This window comes from Streptomyces sp. NPDC001380, assembly GCF_042895785.1.
GTDB lineage: Bacteria > Actinomycetota > Actinomycetes > Streptomycetales > Streptomycetaceae > Peterkaempfera.
The window spans coordinates 1-21,360 of sequence record NZ_JBIAWP010000001.1; the positions used below are offsets into that span (position 1 = coordinate 1).

19 protein-coding genes are annotated in these 21,360 nt (G+C 75.4%); 10 read left to right on the plus strand and 9 right to left on the minus strand.

The window, feature by feature from the left end; translation table 11 throughout:
• Window positions 1-271: alpha amylase C-terminal domain-containing protein (locus ACFY07_RS00005; RefSeq protein WP_390866598.1), on the plus strand; the 271-nt coding region annotated here is incomplete at its 5' end.
• Between the two features lie 83 nt (window positions 272-354).
• Here the strand turns inward: ACFY07_RS00005 and ACFY07_RS00010 are convergent.
• Genes ACFY07_RS00010 through ACFY07_RS00025 form a run of 4 tightly spaced genes read right to left on the minus strand, consistent with a single transcriptional unit; the run spans window position 355 to window position 5,671 of the window.
• Window positions 355-2,400, minus strand: coding sequence for a beta-galactosidase (locus ACFY07_RS00010; protein ID WP_390866599.1), 2,046 nt, complete (start codon window positions 2,398-2,400; stop codon window positions 355-357).
• Entirely contained in the window at window positions 2,397-3,308 is a 912-nt protein-coding gene (locus tag ACFY07_RS00015) for a carbohydrate ABC transporter permease (RefSeq protein WP_390866600.1), read from the minus strand. The genes ACFY07_RS00010 and ACFY07_RS00015 overlap by 4 nt, the downstream gene beginning before the upstream one ends.
• Window positions 3,305-4,246 carry a carbohydrate ABC transporter permease gene (locus ACFY07_RS00020; RefSeq protein WP_390866601.1) on the minus strand — a complete coding sequence of 314 codons (942 nt, stop codon included), beginning with the start codon at window positions 4,244-4,246 and terminating at the stop codon, window positions 3,305-3,307. Before ACFY07_RS00020 ends, ACFY07_RS00015 begins: the two co-directional genes overlap by 4 nt.
• 60 nt (window positions 4,247-4,306) lie before the next feature.
• A complete protein-coding gene (locus ACFY07_RS00025; RefSeq protein ID WP_390866602.1) occupies window positions 4,307-5,671 on the minus strand; it encodes an ABC transporter substrate-binding protein in 1,365 nt (454 codons plus the stop codon).
• Between the two features lie 389 nt (window positions 5,672-6,060).
• On the opposite strand from ACFY07_RS00025, the gene ACFY07_RS00030 reads away from it, so the two are divergent.
• A complete protein-coding gene (locus ACFY07_RS00030) occupies window positions 6,061-8,148 on the plus strand; it encodes an alpha-galactosidase (protein WP_390866603.1) in 2,088 nt (695 codons plus the stop codon).
• A 201-nt stretch (window positions 8,149-8,349) separates the two neighbouring features.
• Here the strand turns inward: ACFY07_RS00030 and ACFY07_RS00035 are convergent, their stop codons facing one another.
• Window positions 8,350-8,940 (minus strand): TetR/AcrR family transcriptional regulator, encoded by a 591-nt coding sequence (locus tag ACFY07_RS00035; RefSeq protein WP_390867035.1) that lies wholly within the window; start codon window positions 8,938-8,940, stop codon window positions 8,350-8,352.
• Between the two features lie 361 nt (window positions 8,941-9,301).
• Between ACFY07_RS00035 and ACFY07_RS00040 the strand changes: the two genes are divergently transcribed.
• From ACFY07_RS00040 to ACFY07_RS00055, 4 genes are all read left to right on the plus strand, one after another.
• Entirely contained in the window at window positions 9,302-9,865 is a 564-nt protein-coding gene (locus ACFY07_RS00040) for an NADPH-dependent FMN reductase (protein ID WP_390866604.1), read from the plus strand.
• A gap of 204 nt (window positions 9,866-10,069) precedes the next feature.
• A complete protein-coding gene (locus ACFY07_RS00045; protein WP_390866605.1) occupies window positions 10,070-10,696 on the plus strand; it encodes a lipocalin family protein in 627 nt (208 codons plus the stop codon).
• Between the two features lie 166 nt (window positions 10,697-10,862).
• Window positions 10,863-11,957: a PP2C family protein-serine/threonine phosphatase gene (locus ACFY07_RS00050; RefSeq protein WP_390867036.1), complete on the plus strand. Its 1,095-nt coding sequence runs from the start codon at window positions 10,863-10,865 to the stop codon at window positions 11,955-11,957.
• Window positions 11,958-12,039: 82 nt separating this feature from the next.
• A complete protein-coding gene (locus ACFY07_RS00055) occupies window positions 12,040-12,942 on the plus strand; it encodes a hypothetical protein (protein WP_390866606.1) in 903 nt (300 codons plus the stop codon).
• A gap of 76 nt (window positions 12,943-13,018) precedes the next feature.
• Here the strand turns inward: ACFY07_RS00055 and ACFY07_RS00060 are convergent, their stop codons facing one another.
• The 3 genes from ACFY07_RS00060 to ACFY07_RS00070 form a co-directional block, all read right to left on the minus strand.
• A complete protein-coding gene (locus tag ACFY07_RS00060) occupies window positions 13,019-14,014 on the minus strand; it encodes a universal stress protein (protein ID WP_390866607.1) in 996 nt (331 codons plus the stop codon).
• Between the two features lie 223 nt (window positions 14,015-14,237).
• Complete coding sequence (locus tag ACFY07_RS00065) at window positions 14,238-14,639, minus strand: pyridoxamine 5'-phosphate oxidase family protein (RefSeq protein WP_230646982.1); 402 nt, start codon at window positions 14,637-14,639, stop codon at window positions 14,238-14,240.
• Between the two features lie 289 nt (window positions 14,640-14,928).
• Complete coding sequence (locus tag ACFY07_RS00070) at window positions 14,929-15,489, minus strand: MarR family winged helix-turn-helix transcriptional regulator (protein ID WP_390866608.1); 561 nt, start codon at window positions 15,487-15,489, stop codon at window positions 14,929-14,931.
• 106 nt (window positions 15,490-15,595) lie between these two features.
• Between ACFY07_RS00070 and ACFY07_RS00075 the strand changes: the two genes are divergently transcribed.
• From ACFY07_RS00075 to ACFY07_RS00085, 3 genes are all read left to right on the plus strand, one after another.
• Window positions 15,596-17,272: an MFS transporter gene (locus ACFY07_RS00075; protein ID WP_390866609.1), complete on the plus strand. Its 1,677-nt coding sequence runs from the start codon at window positions 15,596-15,598 to the stop codon at window positions 17,270-17,272.
• A gap of 174 nt (window positions 17,273-17,446) precedes the next feature.
• Entirely contained in the window at window positions 17,447-18,076 is a 630-nt protein-coding gene (locus tag ACFY07_RS00080) for a DUF6328 family protein (protein WP_390866610.1), read from the plus strand.
• 292 nt (window positions 18,077-18,368) lie between these two features.
• On the plus strand, window positions 18,369-19,064 hold the full coding sequence (locus ACFY07_RS00085) for an NADPH-dependent F420 reductase (protein WP_230646986.1): 696 nt from the start codon (window positions 18,369-18,371) through the stop codon (window positions 19,062-19,064).
• Window positions 19,065-19,187: 123 nt separating this feature from the next.
• On the opposite strand, the gene ACFY07_RS00090 is transcribed toward ACFY07_RS00085, so the two are convergent.
• Window positions 19,188-19,472: a DUF427 domain-containing protein gene (locus ACFY07_RS00090; RefSeq protein WP_390866611.1), complete on the minus strand. Its 285-nt coding sequence runs from the start codon at window positions 19,470-19,472 to the stop codon at window positions 19,188-19,190.
• Between the two features lie 293 nt (window positions 19,473-19,765).
• Here ACFY07_RS00090 and ACFY07_RS00095 point away from each other — a divergent pair, with 293 nt between their 5' ends.
• Complete coding sequence (locus ACFY07_RS00095) at window positions 19,766-21,238, plus strand: hypothetical protein (RefSeq protein ID WP_390866612.1); 1,473 nt, start codon at window positions 19,766-19,768, stop codon at window positions 21,236-21,238.
• Window positions 21,239-21,360 lie beyond the last annotated feature (122 nt).

The following is a 21,360-nucleotide window of genomic DNA, read 5'->3' on the forward strand; positions in this document are numbered from 1 at the left end:
GGTGACCAACTGGTGGTCCAACGGCAACAACGCCATCGCCTTCGGCCGCGGCAGCAAGGGCTACGTCGCCATCAACCACGAGAGCAGCGCGGTCAGCCGCACCTTCCAGACCTCGCTGCCCGCCGGCACCTACTGCGACGTCCAGCACGGCGACCCCACCGCGGGCGGCGGCTGCACCGGCACCACCTACACGGTGGGCTCCACCGGGACCTTCACCGCCACCGTCGGCGCCGGTGACGCGATCGCCCTCTACGTGGGCGCCAAGGGCTGAGGCCCCGGCCCCGGACGTGCCGGACGCCCCTCGCCGAGTCCTGGCGGGGGGCGTCCGTCCGTGCGGTGGGGAACGGCGGGGCGTCAGCCGGCGGCCGGGTCCTCCCGGACGACGAGGACGTCGCCGGCGGGCACCACCGCCGTGCCGTCGACGGGCGTGCCCCGGACCACGTCGGTGCCGCGGGCGGGGACGCGGGCGTCGGCGCCGGTGTGGTTGATCAGGAACAGGTAGCCCGCCCCCGGCCCGGTGCGGCGGACCGCCTCGACGCCCTCGGGCACCTCGGCGACGGGGGCGACCCCGGCCTCCCCGCAGATCCGGCGCAGGATCCGGGCCAGGCCGTCGCGGTCGGGGCGGGTGGCGACGTACCAGGCGGTGCCGTCGCCGTGGGCGTGGCGGGTGACCGCCGGCCCGCCGGGCACCGGCCCGCCCTCCTCGCCCTTGGCGAACGCCACGACCTGCTCGGCGCCGCGCAGCTCGACGGCCTCGGTCCACACGGTGGCCGCGGAGCCGTTGTCGAGCCGCACGGACTCGCCGGCCCGCAGCGGGTGGAACTCGTCGGTGCGCAGCCCGAGCATCTCCCGGTAGGCGCCCGGGTACCCGCCGGACCGCACGTGGTCGTGCACGTCGACCAGGCCGCTGAAGAAGCCGACGGCCGCGTGCCCGCCCCCGGCGACGTACCGCTCCAGCGCCTCGGCGTGGGCGTCGGCGACCAGGTACTGGCTGGGGACGAGCACCAGCCGGTACCCGGACAGGTCGGCGCCGGGGTGGACGACGTCGCACGCGGTGCCGGAGGACCACAGGGCGGCGTACCAGGCGCGGACCAGGTCGAGGTAGCGCACGTCGACCGAGGGGCGGGCGTCGAGCTCCAGGGCCCACCACGCCTCCCAGTCGAAGAGGAGCGCGACGTCGGCGCGGACGCGGGTGCCGCGGACCTCGGCGAGGGCCTGCAGCTCGGCGCCGAGCGCGGCCGTCTCCCGCCAGGTCTTCGTGTCCGTCCCGCCGTGCGGGAGCATCGCCGAGTGCCACTTCTCGGCGCCGGCCCGGGACTGCCGCCACTGGAAGTACATGATGCCGTCGGCGCCGCGGGCGAGGTGGGCCAGGGAGTTGCGGCGCATCTGCCCCGGTGTCTTGGCGACGTTGCGGGGCTGCCAGTTGACGGCCGAGGTGGAGTGCTCCATGAGCAGCCAGGGCGCGCCGCCGCCCATGCCCCGGGCCAGGTCGGCGTCGAAGGAGAGGCCGATGTGGCCCTCGGGGTCGGCCGCGGTGAGGTAGTGGTCGACGGAGACGAAGTCGGTCTCGCGGGCGAAGGCGAAGCCGTCGACCTTCTTCTCCAGCGTGCCCATGAGGTTGGTGGTGAGGGGCGTGTCCGGGGAGAGGCGGCGCAGGACCTCCACCTCGCGGCGGTGGCAGGCCAGCAGCGCGTCGGAGGAGAACCGCCAGTGGTCGAGCTGCTGGGTGGGGTTGCCGATGGCGGGGGTGGCGCGCGGGGGCAGGACCTCCTCCCAGGCGCCGTAGCGCTGGCTCCAGAAGGCGGTGCCCCAGGCGTGGTTGAGGCCGTCGAGCGTGCCGTAGCGCTCGCGCAGCCAGTCGCGGAAGGCCTCGGCGCTGGTGTCGCAGAAGCAGTGGGCGTTGTGGTTGCCCCACTCGTTGTGGACGTGCCACAGCACCACGGCGGGGTGGTCGCGGTACCGCTCGGCGATCCGCTCGACCAGGCGGCCGGCGGCCTCGGCGTACACCGGGCTGCTGGGGCAGAAGCCCTGCCGGGAGCCGTGGGAGAGGCGGACGCCCTCGGCCGTGACCGGCATGGCCTCGGGGTGGCGGGTGGCGAACCACGGCGGGGGCGAGGCGGTGGCGGTGGCGAGGTCGACGGCGATCCCGTGCGCGTGGAGCAGGTCGAGGACCTCGTCGAGGCCGGAGAAGTCCCACTCGCCCGGGGCGGGTTCGACCCAGGCCCAGGAGAAGACGCCGACGGTGACGAGGTTGACGCCGGCCTCCTGCATGAGGCGGGCGTCCTCGCGCCAGGTCTCCCGGGGCCACTGCTCGGGGTTGTAGTCGCCGCCGTAGGCGATGCGGCCGCCGAGGCGGTCGGTGAGGGCGCGCAGGGCCCCGTCCGTGGTGGTGGCGCTCACGACTTCACCGCCCCTGCGGAGAGCCCGGCCCGCCAGTAGCGCTGGAGGGCGAGGAAGGCGATCACGATGGGCACCACCGACACCAGCGAGCCGGTGACGGTGAGGATCTGCAGCTGCGGGTCGCGGCTGACCTGGGACTGCCACGTGAACAGGCCGAGGGTGACCGGGTAGAGCCGCTCGTCCTGGAGCATGACCAGCGGCAGCAGGAAGTTGTTCCAGATGACGACGAACTGGAACAGGAAGATGGTCACCATGGCGGGCGACATCAGCCGCAGCGCGATGGTGAAGAAGGTCCGCATCTCGCCGGCGCCGTCGATGCGGGCCGCCTCGATGACCTCGTCCGGCACCGAGCTCGCCGCGAAGATCCGCGACAGGTAGACGCCGAAGGGGCTGACGATGCTCGGCAGGAAGACGGACCAGAAGGTGTTGGTCGCGTCGAGCTTGGCGAACATCAGGAAGAGCGGCAGTGCGAGGGCGGTGGCGGGCAGCAGCACGCCGCCGAGGATGACGGAGAAGACCAGCTCGCGGCCGCGGAAGGTGTACTTGGCGAGGGCGTAGCCGGCCATGGAGGAGAGCAGGGTGCCGACGGCGGCGCCGAGGCCCGCGTAGAGCAGGCTGTTGAGCAGCCAGTGCAGGTAGACGCCGTCCTGGCGGGTGAAGAGGGCCTTGAGGTTCTCGCCCAGGTGGAAGCCGGAGAACCAGAAGCCGAAGCTGTCGACGAGGTCGCCCTGGCTCTTGGTCGCGGAGACGAGCAGCCAGAAGACCGGCAGCAGCATGTAGACGGCGGCGAGCACGAGGAAGACCGTGGCCATGACGACCGCGGCGCGGTTGTCCCGGGGCCCGCGCGCCCGCCCGTCGGCGGCCGGGCGCGCGGGGTGGGCGCCGGCCGTGTCGGTGAGGATGCTCATGCCTGGGCCTTTCGACTGCTGAGCTTGAGGAAGCCGAAGGAGAGGATGAAGGTGGCGAGGGCCAGGGTCACCGACATGGCGGCGGCCTCGCTGTAGTCGTCCCCGGCGGCCAGCGAGTACGCGGCCAGGTTCGGCGTGTAGGTGCTGGTGACGCTGGTGGAGATGGAGCGGAAGACCTGCGGCTCGGTGAAGAGCTGCAGGGTGCCGATGATGGAGAAGACGCCGGTGAGCACGAGCGCCGGGCGCACGATGGGCACCTTGATCCGCCAGGCGATGGCGGCGCCGGTCGCGCCGTCCATGCGGGCCGCCTCGTAGATGTCGGCGGGGATGGCCTGCAGGGCGGCGTAGATGATCAGCATGTTGTAGCCGGTGTACGTCCAGGTGACGACGTTCGCCATGGACCACAGGATGCTGCCGGATCCGAGGAAGTCCGGGTGGGCGCCGACCTTGTGGAGCACGTCCACGACCGGGGAGAGCCGCGGGTCGTACAGGAAGCCCCACATGAGGGCGGCGATGACGCCGGGGATGCCGTAGGGCACGAAGTAGGCGACGCGGAAGAACCGCTTGAGGCGCGGCACGGTCGAGTCGAGCAGCAGCGCGAGGACCAGGGCGAGCAGCAGCATCACGGGGATCTGGACGATCCCGAACAGCAGCACGCGGCCGACGCTGCGCGTGAAGTCGGGGTCGGACAGGACCTCGCGGTACTGGTGCAGGCCGGCGAAGACGCTCGTGGTGTGCCCGAAGGTGCCGCCGACCCGCTGGGTGCGGAAGAGGCTCTGGTAGGCGGCGTACCCGACCGGCACCACCGTGAAGAGGGTGAAGGGCACGAGGAAGGGCAGCAGGAACAGCCAGTGGCCCCGCTGCCGTCTGGGCTTGGCGGGGGAGGTCCGGGAGGTCGCGGCCGGTGCCGCGGCGGTCCGGGTGGGGACTGCGGTCATGCGGGAACTCCTTGGGGACGGGCGGCTGCACGGCCGGGGCCGCGCAGCCGCCTCGCACTGCTACTCGGCGACCTGCAGGGACTGCTTCTTGAGCGAGTCCACCGTCTTGGCATCGGTGTCGCGCAGGACGTCGGACAGCTTGCCACCGCCGCCCAGGGAGCCGGCGATGCCGTCGCTCATGAAGCGGTAGGTGTCGGTCATGGTCGGGCCCCAGGCCCACTTGGTGTCGACGCCCTTGGACGCCTGGGCGAAGACATCGAAGATCTTCTGCCCGCCGTAGAAGTCCACCGGCTGCTGGAGGGCGGAGAGGCTCAGGCCCTTGGTGGCGGCCGGGTAGAGGCCGCCCTCGCGGTTGAGGATCTCCAGCGCCTTCGGGTCGGAGTTCAGCCAGACGGCGAACTTCGACGCCTCGTAGGGGTGCTTGCTGCCGGCGAGGACGGCGGTGCTGGAGCCGCCCCAGTTGCCGGCCTTCTGCTCGCCCGCGTTCCACTGCGGCATGGGGGCGACGGCCCACTTGCCGGCGGTGGCCTTGGCGTTGTCACGGATGGTGCTGTAGCCCCAGGCGGCGCTGATCCAGGTGGCGACCTCGCCGTCGTTCCACGCCTTGTACAGCGCGGGGGAGAAGCCCTGGAGGTCGGTGGCGACGAGCTTCTCGTCGATCATCTTCTGCCAGTAGTCGGCCACCTTGCGGTTGGCCGGGCTGTCGACGTCGACCTTCCACTTGTCGCCGTCCTGGGAGAACATGCTGGTGCCGCCCTGCCACAGCAGACCGGTGAACCAGTTGGGGTCGGTCTGCGAGAAGTGGGTGATGGAGGCCTTGGGGTCGGCCTTCTTCAGGGCCTTGGCGTCCTGGTAGTACTCGTCCCAGGTCTTCGGCACCGGGATCTTGTACTTGTCGAAGAGGTCCTTGCGGTAGAAGAGCGCCATCGGACCGGTGTCCTCGGGGATGGCCCAGACGCCGTCCTTGCCGTTCGCACCGAAGGTGACCTGGGACCACGTCCAGTCGGCGAAGTCGCCGGAGGCCTGCTTGACCGGGTCGCAGGAGGAGATGTCGGTCAGGCCGTCCTTCAGGCGGAAGCTGGCGAGGGAGTCGTACTCCATCTGCCCGAGGTCGGGCGCCTTGCCGGCCTTCAGGGCGTTGGACATGTTCTGGTAGGTGCCGGCGTTGCCCGCAGGAGTGGTCTTCACCGTCACGTGGATGTCGGGGTTCTGGCGGTTCCACTCGGCGACGGCCTTGTCCATGCCGGGCACCCAGGACCAGAAGGTCAGGTCGACCTTGCCGTTGCTCTTGGTGCACGCCGCGGCCTTGCCGCCGCCGCCGCCGTCACCGCCGCTGCTGCACGCGGCAGCGGAGGCGACGAGCGGGAGGCAGACCAGAGCGGCGGCGAGAGCACGTCTCCGGGAGGGGCGGTGGCGCATGGACATGAGCGACTCCTCGAGTCGTTGCGGCCTGCTTCGTCCCTGCAGGCCGGGATGCGAACACCTTCGACCTACGTTTCGCTAAAGTCAACATCTTCGCGAAGATGAGAACTCAAATGAACATCGGATGTTGCCAAGCTGTGAGGTTCGGAGCCCCGGAGGAGCCGTTGGCGGACTCGCTGCGCGGCGGTAGGCTCACGTTCCGTACGTGCCGGATCGGACGGAGTCGCCCTGAGACCTCCTTTCCCACATGCACGGACGGGCACACCCCCGCCACGGAGGGTCCCCGCGGCGCCGAACGCGGCGAAGTCCCGCGAGCATCGATGTTGGAAATTGTTGATTCACGTTACTAACCCTCGGACCGGCCCTCGGACCGATCCTCGGACGGGAGACCCATGGACGCGGTGACCTTCGACCCCGCCACCCGCACCTGGCTGCTGCGCACGGCGAACAGCTCCTACGCGCTCCGCCTGGACGACGCCGGGCTGCTGCGCCACGTCCACTGGGGGCGGCCCCTCACCCCCGCGCAGGCCGCGGCCGTCCCGCTGCGCGAGGGCCCGGCCAGCAGCTTCGACGGCGCCGTCCGCGAGGAGTACCCGAGCGAGGGGGGCGCCCGCTTCGGCGTGCCCGCGCTGCAGGTCAGGTATGCTGACCGGGGCCGGGGCCTGCAGTGGCGGCACACCGGGCACCGCATCGACGGGGGCACCCTCGCCCTCTCCTTCCACGACGACCACCACCCGCTGGAGCTGGAGCTGCACTACCGGGTCCACCCGGACAGCGACGTGGTGGAACGGTGGGCGTCGCTGCGGCACACCGCCGAGGCCGGCACGGCGCAGGACACCCCCGTGGAGGTCCTGCGCCTGGACTCCGCCTGCTGGACGCTGCCCGTCCTGGACGACTACCGGCTCAGCCACGTCACCGGCGGCTGGTCCGGCGAGTTCCGGCTGCACCGCACGCCGCTGCCCGCCGCCGAGACGACCCTCACCAGCCGCCGCGGCATCACGAGCCACCAGGCCAACCCGTGGCTCATGGTCGACGGCGGGGACGCGGGCGAGGAGCACGGCGAGGTGTGGGGCGCCGCCCTCGCCTGGAGCGGCAGCTGGCGCATCACGGCCTCGCGCAGCCACACCGGGGACGTGGCGGTGACCGGCGGCGCCGGCCACGAGGGGCCGGCCGTCGTGCTGCGGGCGGGCGGGACGTGGGAGACGCCGGTCTTCGCGGGGCTGTACACCGACGGCGGCTTCGGCGCCGCCAGCCGCGCCTGGCACCGGTACACCGCCGGCCACGTCCTGCCGCGGCCCGACGAGCTGCGGCCGGTGGTCTACAACTCCTGGGAGGCCGTGCAGTTCGACGTCACGGAGGAGAAGCAGCGGGAGCTGGCGGCGAGGGCCGCCGCCCTGGGCGTCGAGCTGTTCACCGTGGACGACGGCTGGTTCGGGGCGCGGCGCAGCGACGCGGCCGGGCTCGGCGACTGGACGCCCGCCCCCGACCGGTTCCCCGACGGCCTGGGGCCGCTGGTGGCGGAGGTCCGCCGCCTGGGCATGCGGTTCGGGCTCTGGGTGGAGCCCGAGATGGTCAACCCCGACAGCGACCTGTACCGGGCGCACCCCGACTGGGTGCTGCACACCGCCCACCGCGACCGCACCGAGCTGCGCAACCAGCTCGTGCTGAACTTCGCCCGCCCGGACGTCGCGGAGTGGGCCCTCGGGTGGCTCGACGCCCTCGTCGCCGAGCACCGGATCGACTACCTCAAGTGGGACATGAACCGGGCGTTCACCGAGGCCGGGTGGCCCGGCGCCGCCGACCCCGACCGCCTGTGGCACGACCACGTCCGCGGCGTCCACCGCGTCATGGACCGGCTGCGCGCCGCCCACCCCGACCTGCGGATCGAGGCGTGCGCGGGCGGCGGCGGCCGCGTCGACCTGGGCGTCCTCGCCCGCACCGACCAGGTGTGGACCTCCGACAACACCGACGCCCACGACCGCCTCTCGATCCAGCACGGCTACAGCCAGCTCTACCCGGCCCGCACCATGACGGCCTGGGTCACCGACAGCCCCAACCCGCTGACCGGGCGCCGGCTGCCGCTGGCCTTCCGGTTCCGGGTCGCGATGGCGGGGGCGCTCGGCATCGGCGGCGACCTGCTGCACTGGTCGCCGGAGGAGCTGGCGGAGGCGGCGCGGCTGGTCGAGGAGTACAAGGAGATCCGGCCGGTGGTCCAGCAGGGCGAGCTGCACCGGCTGCGGGACGCCGTGCAGTACACGCTCGGCGACCGGGTCGTGGTCGTCGCCTGGCGGCTCCCGTCCGTGTACGACGGGGCCGTACCCGCCCCGCTGCGGCCGGCCGGCCTGGACCCGCAGCGGCGGTACCGCGACGAGGCGACGGGCGAGGTCCACCACGGCGCGGTGCTGCTCGCGCACGGCCTGCCGGTGCGGCTCGCCGGCGACTGGGCGAGCGCGGTGGTGCGGCTCACCGCGGTGGACTGAGCCGTGCGGGACTGAGCCGTGCGGGACTGAGCCGTCCGGGACGGGGACTCCGGGAGGGGCCCGGTCCCGGACGGCTCCGGCGGCGGGGCAGGGCCCCCCGGGACGGATCCGTCCCGGGGGGCCCTGCGCGTCCTGGGGCGGCCCCTCCGCGCCCCCGGGGGCACCTGGGCGCTCCTGGGCGCTCCTGGGCGCTCCTGGGCGTCAGGCGGCGCGGACGACGCGGGCCACGAGGTCCCGCCAGCCGGCGTCCAGCCGCTCGAACGTCATCCCGCCGCGCCGGCGGAGGTGGTCGACGAGGGCGGGGTCGAGGAAGGCCAGCAGGGCCTCCGCGAGCAGCTCCTCGTCGCCGCCCGCCCCGGCCTCCCGCAGCAGCGCGGAGACGTGGACGAGGCGGACGCGGCGCGGCGCGGCGAAGCGGCGGGCCGGGTCGTGCTCGGCGGCGAGGAGGAGGCCCGCGTGCGCGACGAGGTGGCGCAGGGTGGCCGTCCCGAACGCCTCCAGCCGCTGCACGGGGGGCGCGCCGGGCCCGAGCGGCGGGGGCCCGGCGAGGAAGGACTGCTGGTAGGCGCGCTCGGCGTGGTCCAAAAGGGCGAGCATGAGGCCCGCACGGTCACCGAACCGCCGGAAGACGGTGCCCTTGCCGACGCCGGCCGCCGCGGCGACGGCCTCCATGGTGACGTGCTCGGGCCCGTGCTCGGCGACCAGCCGGGCGGCTGCCTCCAGGAGCCGGAGGCGGTTGCGCACGGCGTCCGCCCGGCACGGCGAGGCCTCGGCCGGGGCCTCGTCGGCCAGGCGCAGGGGCGTCCGGCCGGCCGGGGGGTCCGGGAGGGGCGGCGGGACAGGGAGGCGGACGGGGGCGGCGCCCGGGGAGCCGCCGTCCGGGGAGCCGCCGTCCGGAGGGCAGGTGTCCGGGGGCCCGGGGCGCGGACGGACGCGGTCCGGGTGGTCGGATCCGGGCACCGGCGGGTGCGGCTCGGCGGTGCGGCGGGCGGGTGGGCGTGGTGCGGCCATGCGGCCAGGGTAATGCCAGGCGGGGAGGAAGTGGACCGCGGTCCGCTTGCTGTGCTACATCTGGGAATGCATCCGGACCACGGTCCGTTTGACTGGTCAGGCGTCCTGACCGCCACCGCCGTCCGTACTTTCGGGAGTACCCATGTCCGTCCGCATCCTCGCGCTCGTCGGCAGCCTCCGCGCCGGCTCCCACAACCGCCAGCTCGCCGAGGCCACCGTCAAGCTCGCCCCCGAGGGCACCGACGTCGAGATCTACGAGGGTCTCGCCGACATCCCGTTCTACAACGAGGACATCGACGTCGAGGGCACCCTGCCGGAGGCGGCCGCCCTCCTGCGCGAGGCCGCCGGCCGGGTCGACGCCTTCCTGCTCTTCTCGCCCGAGTACAACGGCACCATCCCCGCCGTGCTGAAGAACGCGATCGACTGGCTGTCCCGCCCGCACGGCGCCGGCGGCTTCATCGGCAAGCCCGCCGCCGTCATCGGCACCGCCTACGGCCAGTTCGGCGGCGTGTGGGCGCAGGACGAGGCCCGCAAGGCCCTGGGCATCGCCGGCGCGACGGTCCTGGAGGACGTGAAGCTGTCCGTCCCCGGCTCCGTCGTGCGCTTCGCCGAGACCCACCCGGTGGACGACGCCGAGGTCACCGACCAGCTCGCCGCCGTGCTGACCCGCCTCTCCGCCGAGGCCGGCCGGTCCGCCGCCGTCTGACCCCCGCTCCTCCCCCGCCGGCCCCGCCGGCGCCGCCCCCCGTGGCGGCGCCGGGGGGGCCGGCCGCGTCGCGGACCACCCGTCCGGGCGCATCCGCCCCCCGCCCCGGCCCCGAAGCACGGGTGCAGGACCGCGCGGCCGCAGCGAGGCGGCCGCGCCGGAAGCGAGGCCCCCGCGACGGGCGGGGGCGGGAGGCAGGTGGACATGTCGAAGGCCACGAGGACCGTCCGCAGGAGCGCCGCCGGTGCGGTCGCGGCCCTGGCCGCGGTCGCCGGGGGACTCACCGGGGCCGGACCCGCCGCGGCCGCGCCCGCCGCGGAGCCGAAGCCGGTCGCGTCGTTCGACGTGCAGCGCTACCTCGGCCACTGGTACCAGGTGGCGGCCGTCCCGGCCCTGTACGAGGTCCAGTGCCTGCGCAACAGCGCCGCCGACTACGGCGCCACGGACCGGGGCACGGTGGCGGTGCGGAACTCCTGCACCTCCCTCTTCGGCCTCACCAGCACCGTCAAGGGGGACGCGAAGCCGCTCGACGCCACGGGCGCGCGGCTCAACGTCTCCTTCGTCAGGCTCGGCGGCACGTGGACCCACACCTCCACCGCGAACTACATCGTGGTCGGGCTGGACCGGGACTACCGGTGGGCGGTGGTCACCGACTCCGCCCGGCGCAGCGGGTTCGTCCTCTCCCGCACCCCTTCGCTGACCGCCGGGCAGACCGGGGCCGCCCGGGACGCGCTGCGGGGTGCCGGCGTCGACCCCTGCTCGCTGCGGACGACCGCCCAGGACGCCACCGCGCAGGGCGCCGGGCAGCGGGGCGGGCAGCCCTTCTGCTGAACCGGCGGACGCGGACGGCCGGGGCCGGCCGGGGTACGTGCCCGGTCCCGGCCGCTCCCGGCCGCCCCGGGCCGCCCCGGGCGCGCCGGTGTGCGGCCGGCGGGCAGCCCGCCGGCCGGACGGCAGCGGATGCACGGGCCGCCGCGGAGGTGTACCCATGATGGGTATGCGGTACCGGCGGCGTGCGAGCGGGGCGGGGCAGCGGCCGCCCGCGGCCCTGGTCGCGGTGCCCGTCGTCCTGGTCGTGCTGATCACCGTCGCCGACATCCTCTCGCCGGACCACATCCACCTGGGACCGCTGCTGGTGGTCGCCCCGGCCCTGACCTCGTCGTTCACCGGGCCCCGGCTGACCGCGGCCGTCGCGGCGCTCGCCGTCGGCGCCCAGATCGTGATCGCCGTCGTCCGCAACAGCATCACCACCTCGAACCACGAGACCCAGATCGCGGCCCTGGTCCTGGTGTCGGCCTTCGTCGTGTTCTTCAGCCGCCTGCAGGAGCGCCGCGACGCGGAGCTGGCACAGGTGCGGTCGGTCTCCGAGACGGCGCAGCAGGTGCTCCTCAGGCCGCTGCCGCGCCGGATCGGCCCGCTGCAGGTCGCCTCCGTCTACCTGGCCGCCGAGGACCACGCGCGGATCGGCGGCGACTTCTACGCGGCGGTCCGCACCCCGGGCGGGACGAGACTGCTGATCGGGGACGTCCGCGGCAAGGGCATGGAGGCCGTGGACCACGCGGCGCTCGTCCTGGGCGCCTTCCGCGCGGCCGCCCACCGCAACCCGGACCTGCCCGCGCTGGCGGCCCACCTGGACGGCGCCGTCAGCTGGAACACCTCCCCGCACACGGGGGAGGCGGGCGAGGCCTTCGCCACGGCGGTCCTGGTCGACATCCCCGACGACGCCCCGGAGGTGCACCTGCTGACCTGCGGGCACCCGCCGCCCCTGCTGCTCCGGCACGGCACCGCCGTCAGCCTCGACGCCCGGCGGCCCGACCCGCCGCTCGGCCTCGGCTCCCTGCTGCCGGACACGGGCGCGGTCGACGTCTACCCCTTCCGCAAGGGGGACGTGCTGCTCCTGTACACCGACGGCGTGGTCGAGGCGCGGGACGCGCGCGGCTCCTTCTACCCGCTCGCGGAGCGCGTCGCCTCCTGGCGCCACACCTGGTCGCCCGACCACCTCGTCGACCGCATCCACGGCGAGCTCACCGCCCACACCGACGGCGCGCTCGACGACGACGTGGCGCTCCTCGCCGTGCGCCGGACGGCCTGACCGGGGCGGTCCCCGCCCGGGCCGGTCCCGGTCAGGGCCGGACACGGCCAGGGCCGGACACGGTCGCGGTAGCCTGTCGGCCATGCTGCTGCCGGGACGACGGGGGCGCGGACGGCGCCGGGCACGGCACCCCGTGGACGGCTGGCGCGCCACCGTGGTGGAGCGGCGCACCGTCAGGGGCGGGGCGCCGTGGGACGACGGCCCCGCCGACGGGCCCCGCACCCTGGTCCGCACGGCGGACGGCCTCACCGTCGCCGCGGACGGCCGGGAGGTGCTCTGCACGGGCCCGGACGGACGGACCCGCTGGTCGCACGCCTGCGCCGGCCCGCCCCGGGAGGCGTACGCCTCCGGCGGGCGGCTGCTCGTCGCGACGGACTCCCCCGACTACCACCCCTGGGGCCACCTCGGCCCCGCGCTGCTGCTGGACCTCGGCACCGGGGCGGCCGTCGCGGAGCTGCGCGGCGAGCACGGCGCGGCCCTGGACGGCGGGCGGTTCCTGCTCGGACTGGCCGGGTACGACGTGTTCGACACCTGGCGGCACGGCCCGGACGGCGCCCTGGAGGACGCCTGGCGCAGCTTCGGCCACTACGTGGCGGGCCCTGGCGGCGACGTGCGGGTGGTGGAGCGGACGTCCCCGCCGGACCGCCCCTGCCGGGTGGTGCGGCTGCTGCCCGGCGGGACGGTGGAGGAGGGTCCCGTCCTGGCCGGCAGCCAGGTGCCCGCTCCGGCGGTCCTGCCGGACGGGACGCTGGTCGTGCTGGACGCGGGGGTGCTGCGGGCCGTCGACGGGACGCTGCACGACGCGGCGCTCGCCCGGCTGCTGCCCCACCCGGCGGGGGAGGCGTGGCGGTTCGACGGCCGGCTGGCCCTCGACGGGGACCGGATCGGCGTCCGGATCGACGAGCGCGACCGGGAGGACCGCACCGGGCGGACCACGCACCTCTGGACGGTCGCGCTGCGCCACGACGGCCGGACGGCCGGCTGAGGCGCCCCGGAACGGCGGGGCGGGCATCCGGGGGCAGGAGCCCCCGGGGCGTCCGCGGGACCTCCGCGGGCGGCTCTCAGGGCAGGACGAGATGGGTGGTGTCGTCCCACTGCGGGCCGCCGGTGCTGCTGTCCCAGTCGCGCTCCTCGTCGAGGCGCTCCTCGCGGTCCCACGGGTACGCCGGCTCCGGGGCGGCGGGCACGACCACCACGTGCGAGGAGGCCCGGTGCACCGCGTGCCCCGCGACCGAGCCGAGGCCGGCGGCCGAGCGGACGATCGAGGACGACACCTCGCCGGAGGCCCGCCCCACGGACCCGCAGACCAGCAGGTCGGCGTGGGCGGCCCGCTCCACCAGGGTCCGGACCGGGTCCGACCGGCGCACCACCTCCACCACGGCCGTCAGCCCGCGTCCGCTGGGGGTGGGGGGCAGCTGCTCCACGGTGAAGCGCATCATCCGCCGCGCGGCGGCGGCGGTCTCGTCCTCGGAGTGGCCGGGCCACTGCCAGGGCCAGACGACGTGCACGACGCGGAGCCGGGCGCGGTGCAGGTCCGCCTCGCGGAACGCCCAGAGCAGGGCGGCGCGCCCGGCCGCCGAGTCGTCGATCCCGACCAGGACCTCGCGGACGTGGTGCGGCAGGTCCCGGACGAGGACGGTGGGGCACGCGGCGGAGACCGCGCAGCGCAGGGCGGTGGCGCCCAGGAGCTGCTCGCGCAGGCCGCTGGTGCCGGCGGCGCCGAGGACGAGCAGCGCGGCCGTCCGCGCCGCCCCGACCAGGTCGGACGCGGGACCGGCCAGAGCGGACTCGGCGGGTACGGCGGAGCGCTCCACGGCGACGGCCGGGTCGGGCGGGACGGGCAGGTGCCGGTCCACGTCGGCGAGCACCGCGTCGTCCTCCGCCCTCGCGTCCCCGGCGGCGCCGAACCAGCGGCGCAGGGGGTGCCCGACGCCCGTCACATGGACGGCGTGCAGCCCGGTGCGGCGGCGGGACGCCTCCCGGTACGCCCAGTCGAACGCGGCCCACGAGAGGTCCGAGCCGTCGATGCCGACGACCACCCCGCCCGGCGTGTCCATCCATCCGCTCCCGCGTGCTCGTCCCGTCCGCCGGCTCCGCGCGGCGCCTCCCTCCAGCAGAGCCCGGCGGCGGGCGGGGCGCGACCGGTCGGGCGCATCGGGGTGACGGGCGGCCGCCGGGCGGAGCCGGTGGCGGGGGTCCGGTGACGCTGCGGCCGGGCGGCGGGGCCGCCGGGGCACAGGGTGGCCGGGTCGCCCGACCGCCGGGCCGCCGGGAGGTCCGTCAGACGCGGCCCATGGTGCGGGTGACGCGGATCTCCAGGACGACCCGCTCGGGGTTGGCGCGCGGCACGCGGTACCGCTCGGTGTAGCGGCGCACGGCGTCGGCGACGGCCTCCGGCTCGTCGCGGACGACGGCCATGCCCTCCAGGGTGGCCCAGCGGGCGCCGTCGACCTGGCAGACGGCGACGCGTGCGCCGCCGGGGCCGGCGGCCAGGACGTTGCGGGCCTTGCGGCTGCCCCTGCCGGTGATGACCCGGGCCAGACCGGCGTCGGCGTCGTAGGTCACGCCGACGGGGACGAGGTGGGGCGTGCCGTCCGGCCGGGGGGTGCAGAGGGTGCAGAGGTGTCGCTCGCGCCAGAAGTCCAGGTAGGCGTCGTCGGTGCGGAGCGGGGCGGTCGTCATGGGGGTCGTCCTCCGGTACGGGAGCGCGCGGCGGGGCCGCGGCGGGGCTGCGGCCCGCGGTCGCTCGGGGCCATCCTCCCGCGTTCGGAGGCGGGGTCGGGCCCGACCCGGGGCACGGCGCGCCACAGGCGGGGTGCGCCACAGGCGGGGTGCGCCACGGGCGGGGTGCGCCAGGGGCGGGGTGCGCCAGGGGCGGGGTGCGCCACGGGCGGGGCCCGGCGCGGGCAGGCCCCACCCCCGGGCGGGACGGCCGGGCGGGACCCACGGCCGGGCGGCCGGGCGGCCGGGCTCAGCCCGGCGCGCCGGGGCCGCCGCGCGGCGCGGCGCCGGCCGCGGGGTCCGCCCCGGCCTCCGCCGCGGAGGCGGCGCGCACCGCGGCGGCGGCCCCGGAGAGGAAGCGGGCGACCGCGTCGCGCTCGTCCGGGCCGAGGGCGGCGACCACGCCGTCCACCGCGTCGATCAGCGGCTGGAGGGCCCCGGCGAGCTCCTGCCGGGCGTGGGCGGTGGTGTGGACGACCTGGCGGCGGCGGTCGGTGGGGTGCGGCGCGCGCGTGACGTGGCCGGCGGCCTGGAGCCGGTCGACCAGCGCCGTCGCGGAGGCGGAGCGGATGCCGAGCCGGTCGCCGAGCTCGACGGGCCCGAGGCCGCCGCCCTCGGCCAGGCGCTCCCCCTCGATCAGGTGCTCCAGGGCGCCGAGGTCGGTGGCCCCCATGCCCAGGCGGCGGGCGAGGGCGTGCTCGGCCTCGCGGTTGGCCCGCAGGAGTTCGCGCAGCGCCCAGGCCACCTCGCTGCCGCTGACCGGCACGGCGGCCCGGGGCTCCCCGGGCGCAGGGGTGTGCTCGCCCGCCATCGCGTTGACTCCTCCCGCATTTCGCTAGAAAATCTAGCTACCAGCTTTCCGAACCATCCTGTCGGTCCGAGGCCGATTGTCGCGCACGGGCCGCGAAGGAGCCATCGTGAGCAGCCTGTCCGAAAGGACACCGCCCGCCCGGCCCGCCGCCGGACCCGACCGCCACCGGTGGTGGGGCCTGGTGGCGATCAGCCTCGGCGTCTCCCTGATCATCGTCGACTCGACCATCGTCAACGTCGCCGTGCCCAGCATCATCGACGACCTGGGCATCACCTCCGGCGACGCCCAGTGGGTCCAGGAGTCCTACACCCTCGTCTTCGCGGCGCTGCTGCTCCTGGCGGGCCGGACGGCGGACCGGCTGGGACGCCGGCGGGTCTTCCTCACCGGCGTGCTGGTCTTCATGGCCGCCAGCGTCCTCGCCGCCACGGCGGGCTCGGGTCCGGCGCTGATCGGCAGCCGCCTGCTGCAGGGCGTCGGCGGCGCGATGATCCTGCCGACCTCCCTCTCCCTGATCAACGCCACCTTCCGCGGGGGCGACCGCGGCAAGGCCTTCGCGATCTGGGGCTCCACGATCGGCGGCACCGCCGCGCTCGGCCCGCTGCTCGGCGGCTGGCTGACGGCCGACTTCTCCTGGCGCTGGGCGTTCGGCATCAACATCCCCTTCGGCCTGCTGGTGCTCGGCGGCGCCCTGGCCTTCCTGCCGGAGAGCCGGGACCGCAGCGGGGACGGCGGCGTCGACCTGCCCGGCGCCCTGCTGTCGGTGGTCGGCTTCACCGGCATCGTCTTCGGACTCATCGAGGGGCGCACCTACGGCTGGTGGCGGCTGGAGCAGCCGTTCCACGCGCTGGGCCTGGAGCTGACGGGGGGCCTGTCGCCGGTGCCCGTCGCCTTCGCCGCGGGGGCGGTCGCGCTCGCCGCCTTCGCCGCGGTGGAGGTCCGCCGCAACCGGGCGGGGCGGCCCGCCATGCTCGACCTGCGCCTCTTCCGCATCCCCACGTTCCGCAACGGCAACGTGGTGGCGGGCGTGGTGAGCCTGGGCGAGTTCGGCCTGCTCTTCTCGCTGCCGCTGTGGCTGCAGAACGTCCTCGGGTACTCCGCGCTCCAGGCGGGCGTCGCCCTGCTGCCGCTGGCGATCGGCAGCTTCGTGGCGAGCGGCCTGGGCGCGGTGCTGGGGCAGCGCGTCGGCACGGTCAACGTGGTGATCGCGGGCATCGCCCTGGAACTGGTGGGCGTGGCCGGGGTCGGCGTGGTCGCCGGGCCGGACACCAGCGGCTGGGCGGTGGCGCCGTTCCTCTTCCTGTACGGGGCGGGCGTGGGCTGGGCCACGGCGCAGATCACCGGCATCACGCTCTCCGACGTGCCGGTGGAGCAGTCGGGCCAGGGGTCGGGCATCCAGAGCACCGCCCGCCAGATCGGCTCGGCGCTCGGCATCGCCGTCCTCGGCACCGTGCTCTTCACCTCCCTGGAGAGCGGGCTGTCGGACTCCCTGACCTCCTCGGGCACGCCGGCCCCGCAGGCGCACGCGACCGCCCGGCTCGTCCGCGACACCGCGGGCAGCGCCATCCCCGCGCTGGAGCGGAGCCCGGAGACCCGGCCGGCGGCCGACCGGGCGCGGACGGCGCTGTCCGACGCGACGTCATGGGCCGCGTACAGCGCGGCGGCGGCCCTGGGCCTCGGCCTGGCGGCGGCGCTGCGGCTGCGCAGCACCCTGCCGGACCACGGCCGCCCCCAGCGGCCGGGCGGGGCGCCCGCACCGTCCCCGGAGGCCGCGGGGAGGGCGTGACCCGCGCGGCGTGCGGACGGGCCCCCGGCCGGGAGCGGATCCCGGCCGGGGGCCCGCGCGCCCCCGGGGCCGGATGCGGCGCGCGGGGCCGCGGACGGACGTGCGCGGCGGTGGCATGCACCGGGCGCCGGGCGGGCAGTGGCGGAGCACACCGCTGTGCAAAGGAGAGGTCAAATGAGCGTACCCACCAGGGCGGGGAGTCAGGACGCGGAGGACCGCGACGGCTCCGGGAGGGCCCGGGCCGCCGCGGACCGCGACGCCGGGGGCGCCCCCGCGGGGGGAGCCGCCGGCGGGGGCACCCGGGCCGCGGCGGGCGACGACGAGGAGACGCCCAAGGAGCGGGCCGACCGGCGGTGGAACGAGCTCATCCAGGAGGTGCGGGTGGCCCAGACCGGGGTGCAGATCCTGCTCGGCTTCCTGCTGAGCGTGGCGTTCACCCCGCGCTTCGCCGAACTGGGCGGCGCGGACCGCACGGTGTACGTCGTCACCGTGGTGCTCGGCGCCGCGACCACCGGCGCCCTCATAGCCCCCGTGGCACTGCACCGGATGCTGAGCGGCCTGCGGCTGAAGTCCGAGGTGGTCGACGTGGCCGCGCGGCTGACGGCGCTCGGCATGGCCCTGCTGGCCGTCACGCTCGTCTCGGCCCTGCTGCTCCTGCTGCACGTGGCCACCGGCTCGGCCGCGGCGGAGTGGATCGTGGCGGGCGTGGCGGCGTGGTTCGGCATCTGCTGGTACGCGCTCCCCGCGTGGCTGCGCCGCCGGGGCGAGCGCCGCAGCGGTGCGGCGGAGCGGGCCGCCGGGTGACCGGGAGGCCGGGTGACCGGGAGCCCGGCCGAGGGGCCCGCAGGGCTCGCCACGGAAGGACGGCCCCCGCGGGCAGTCCGCGGCGGCCGCGGCGGCGAATCCCCTGGGGCGCCGCTGCGGGGACACGTGCGGCGCCTGCCCCCGCCGGGCGCCCTGACCGGCCCGGCGGGGGCGTCCTCCCCTCGGCGGTGAGCCGCGTGGGACGCCGCCGCCCGGGGAGGGCGGCACCGCCGGGCGGGTGAACCCGGGGCGGGCAGGAATCAGCGGCCCGCAGAGGGGCGTTGGCCCCGTCATGACGACTCTCGGACTCATCGGCAGCGGCAACATCGGCGGCACCCTGGCCCGGCTGGCCGTGGACGCCGGCCTCGACGTGGTGCTCAGCAACTCGCGCGGCCCGGAGACCCTCGCGGACCTGGTGGCGGAGCTCGGCCCGCGGGCCCGGGCGGCCACCCCGGCGGAGGCCGCCGCCGCGGGCGACTGGGTGGTGGTGACCGTCCCCCTGAAGGCCTACGGCGCGATGCCCCGCGAGGAGCTGGCGGGGCGGACGGTGATCGACACCACCAACTACTACCCGGAGCGCGACGGGCGGATCGAGGAGCTCGACAGCGGCTCCACCACCGCCAGTGAGCTGGTGCAGCGGCACCTGGACGGCTCGCACGTGGTCAAGGCGTTCAACAACATCTACTTCCGGCACCTCGGGTCGCTGGCCCGCCCGTCGGGCGCGGCGGACCGCACGGCGCTGCCGATCGCCGGCGACGACGCGGACGCCCGGAAGCGGGTCGCGGACCTGCTGGACGTCCTCGGCTTCGACACGGTGGACGCGGGCCCGCTGGCCGAGGGGTGGCGCTTCGAGCCCGGCACGCCCGCCTACGGGCTGCCGTACCTGGTGGACCCCTCGCTCCCCTTCACCGAGGACCCGGGCAGCCCCGCGGACGCGGCGTCCGTGCGCGCCGCCCTGGAGGCGGCGCGGCGCGGCGACGCCGGCTGACCCGGCGGACCGGCCGACCGGCCCCTGCGGTCCGCCCGCCCCGTGCGGGGCGGGCGGACCGCAGGGGCCGCGGTGCGTGCGGGCCCGTCCCGGCCGACGCGGCCGGGACGGGCGGCGCCGCCGTCAGCCGGTGACCTCGACGCCGCGCCAGAAGGCGATCCGCCCGGCGATGTGGGCGGCCTCCGGCTTGGGGTCGGCGTAGTACCAGGCGGCGTCCGGGTTGTCCCGGCCGTCGACGTGCACGGTGTGGTAGTTCGCCGTGCCCTTCCACGGGCACTGGGTGGTGGTGTCGGAGGGCCGGAGGCAGTCGGCGTCGACCGACTCCGGCGGGAAGTAGTGGTTGCCCTCGACGAGCACGGTGTCCGCGCTCTCCGCGATGACCTTGCCGTTCCAGCGTGCAGTTGCCATGGTCCCAGTGTGTCCCCTTCCAGGGGGTCGTCGCCCGCACGACGCGACAGGGGCAGGGAAGCACGCCTCTGTGTAATTCCGGTTACGGACGTGTCAACGGCGGCATCCTGTGCGCCAGTTCAGGTGCGTACACGCATAAGTGCAGTTCATCCTGTCTTTGCCATGAGTTGACCGAGGGCAATCAGCCGTACATCTTCCGCTCGCCGGAAGACATCTGTAGCTTCCGTTTCACCCGATGCACCACGGCCTGTCGCCCCCCGGCGGGCCGCTCCGCGCTGTCCCTGGAGGCACCCGTGCGCACCCCCGCGCTCTTCCGCCCCGCCGTCCGCCCGCCCGCGAGGCGGGCGCTCACCGTCGCGCTGTCCGCCCTGCTGGCGGTCGGCACCGCCACCGTCGAGGCCGCCCCGGCCCACGCCGCGGCGACCCGCGTCCGCCTCGGCAGCTCCTCCGACGTCAGCCGGGCCTCCTGGAACGGCCCGGCGTTCACCATGAACGGCGACGGCGCGATCGTCCCCGCCACCATGACGAAGGCGATCGACGCCATCCGCGGCGGCACCGGCAGCATCGACGTCGTCGTCCTCGCCGGGTCCGCCCCCACCTCGGGCAGCAGCACGCCCGAGTGCGACACCGTCATGGGCCTCAGCGGCGTCAACTCCTGTACGACGTGGACGCTGACGGCCGCGAGCGACGGCAACAACTCCCAGGTCAACACCGACATCCGCAACGCGGAGTTCGTGTACTTCGCCGGCGGCGACCAGTGCCGGTACGCGGCCTGGAAGGGCACCGCGCTCCAGGCGTCCGTGCAGTCCGTGGTCGCCAAGGGCGGCGGCTCCGGCGGCGGCAGCGCCGGCACCCACATCAACAGCGACATCGTCTACGACGCCTGCAACGGCGGCACCGACTCCCCCACCGCGCTGGCCAACCCGTACGACAGCACCGTCACGTTCACCACCGGCATGTTCCGGTGGCCGAACTACCAGGACACCATCAACGACTCGCACTTCGTCACCCGCGACCGGATGGGCCGCACCATGGCCTTCGTGGCGCGCGCCATCAAGGACGGCCTGACCAGCGGCGGCAAGGCCTGGGGCGTGGGCGTCGAGCAGGGCGGCGGCTCGCTCTTCGTCGACAGGAACGGGCTCGCCACGCTCAGCGGCTCGGACGCGTACGTGGTCCTGGGCGACCACCAGCCCGAGCAGGCCGTCTCCGGCAGGCCGCTGACCTTCTCCAACTACAAGATCTGGCACCTGACGTCCGGCCAGACCTTCGACTTCGGCAACCGGCCCACCTGCGGCTACTACCTGCGCAGCGTCACCAACGGCGTCGCCGACGCCAACCTGTACAGCGGCACCCCGGTGACCGACTGCTCCGGCGGCGGCGGGGGCGGCGGCACCGGCAGCACCCTCGCGGAGACCGAGCCCAACGACAGCCGCAGCGCCGCGAACGACGCGAGCGCCCTGACCTACCCGGCCGCGCTCACCGGCAGCATGGGCGCCACCTCCGACCGGGACTACTTCAGGACCTCGCTGGCGAGCGGCCAGACCATGACCGTGAACTGCACCATCCCCTCCGCCTACGACGCGGACGTGTACTTCATGGACGCCAACGGCAGCACCCTGACCCGGTCGGTCAACAACGGCAAGGGCGTCGCGGAGTCGCTGAGCTACAAGCGGACGGCCTCGGGCAGCGCGACCTACTACCTCGACCTCGAGGCCTACAGCGGCTCCGGGAGCGCCACCTACAGCTGCAGCGTCGCCAAGAGCTGAGCAGCCCCGCCCCCGCTCCCCCTCTCCCCCGGGGAACGGGACGGGCGGGACCGGCCGCCGGGACCGGAGCCGACGCGCTCCGGCCCCGGCGGCCACCGCGTTACGTGAACGTAACTGCAATT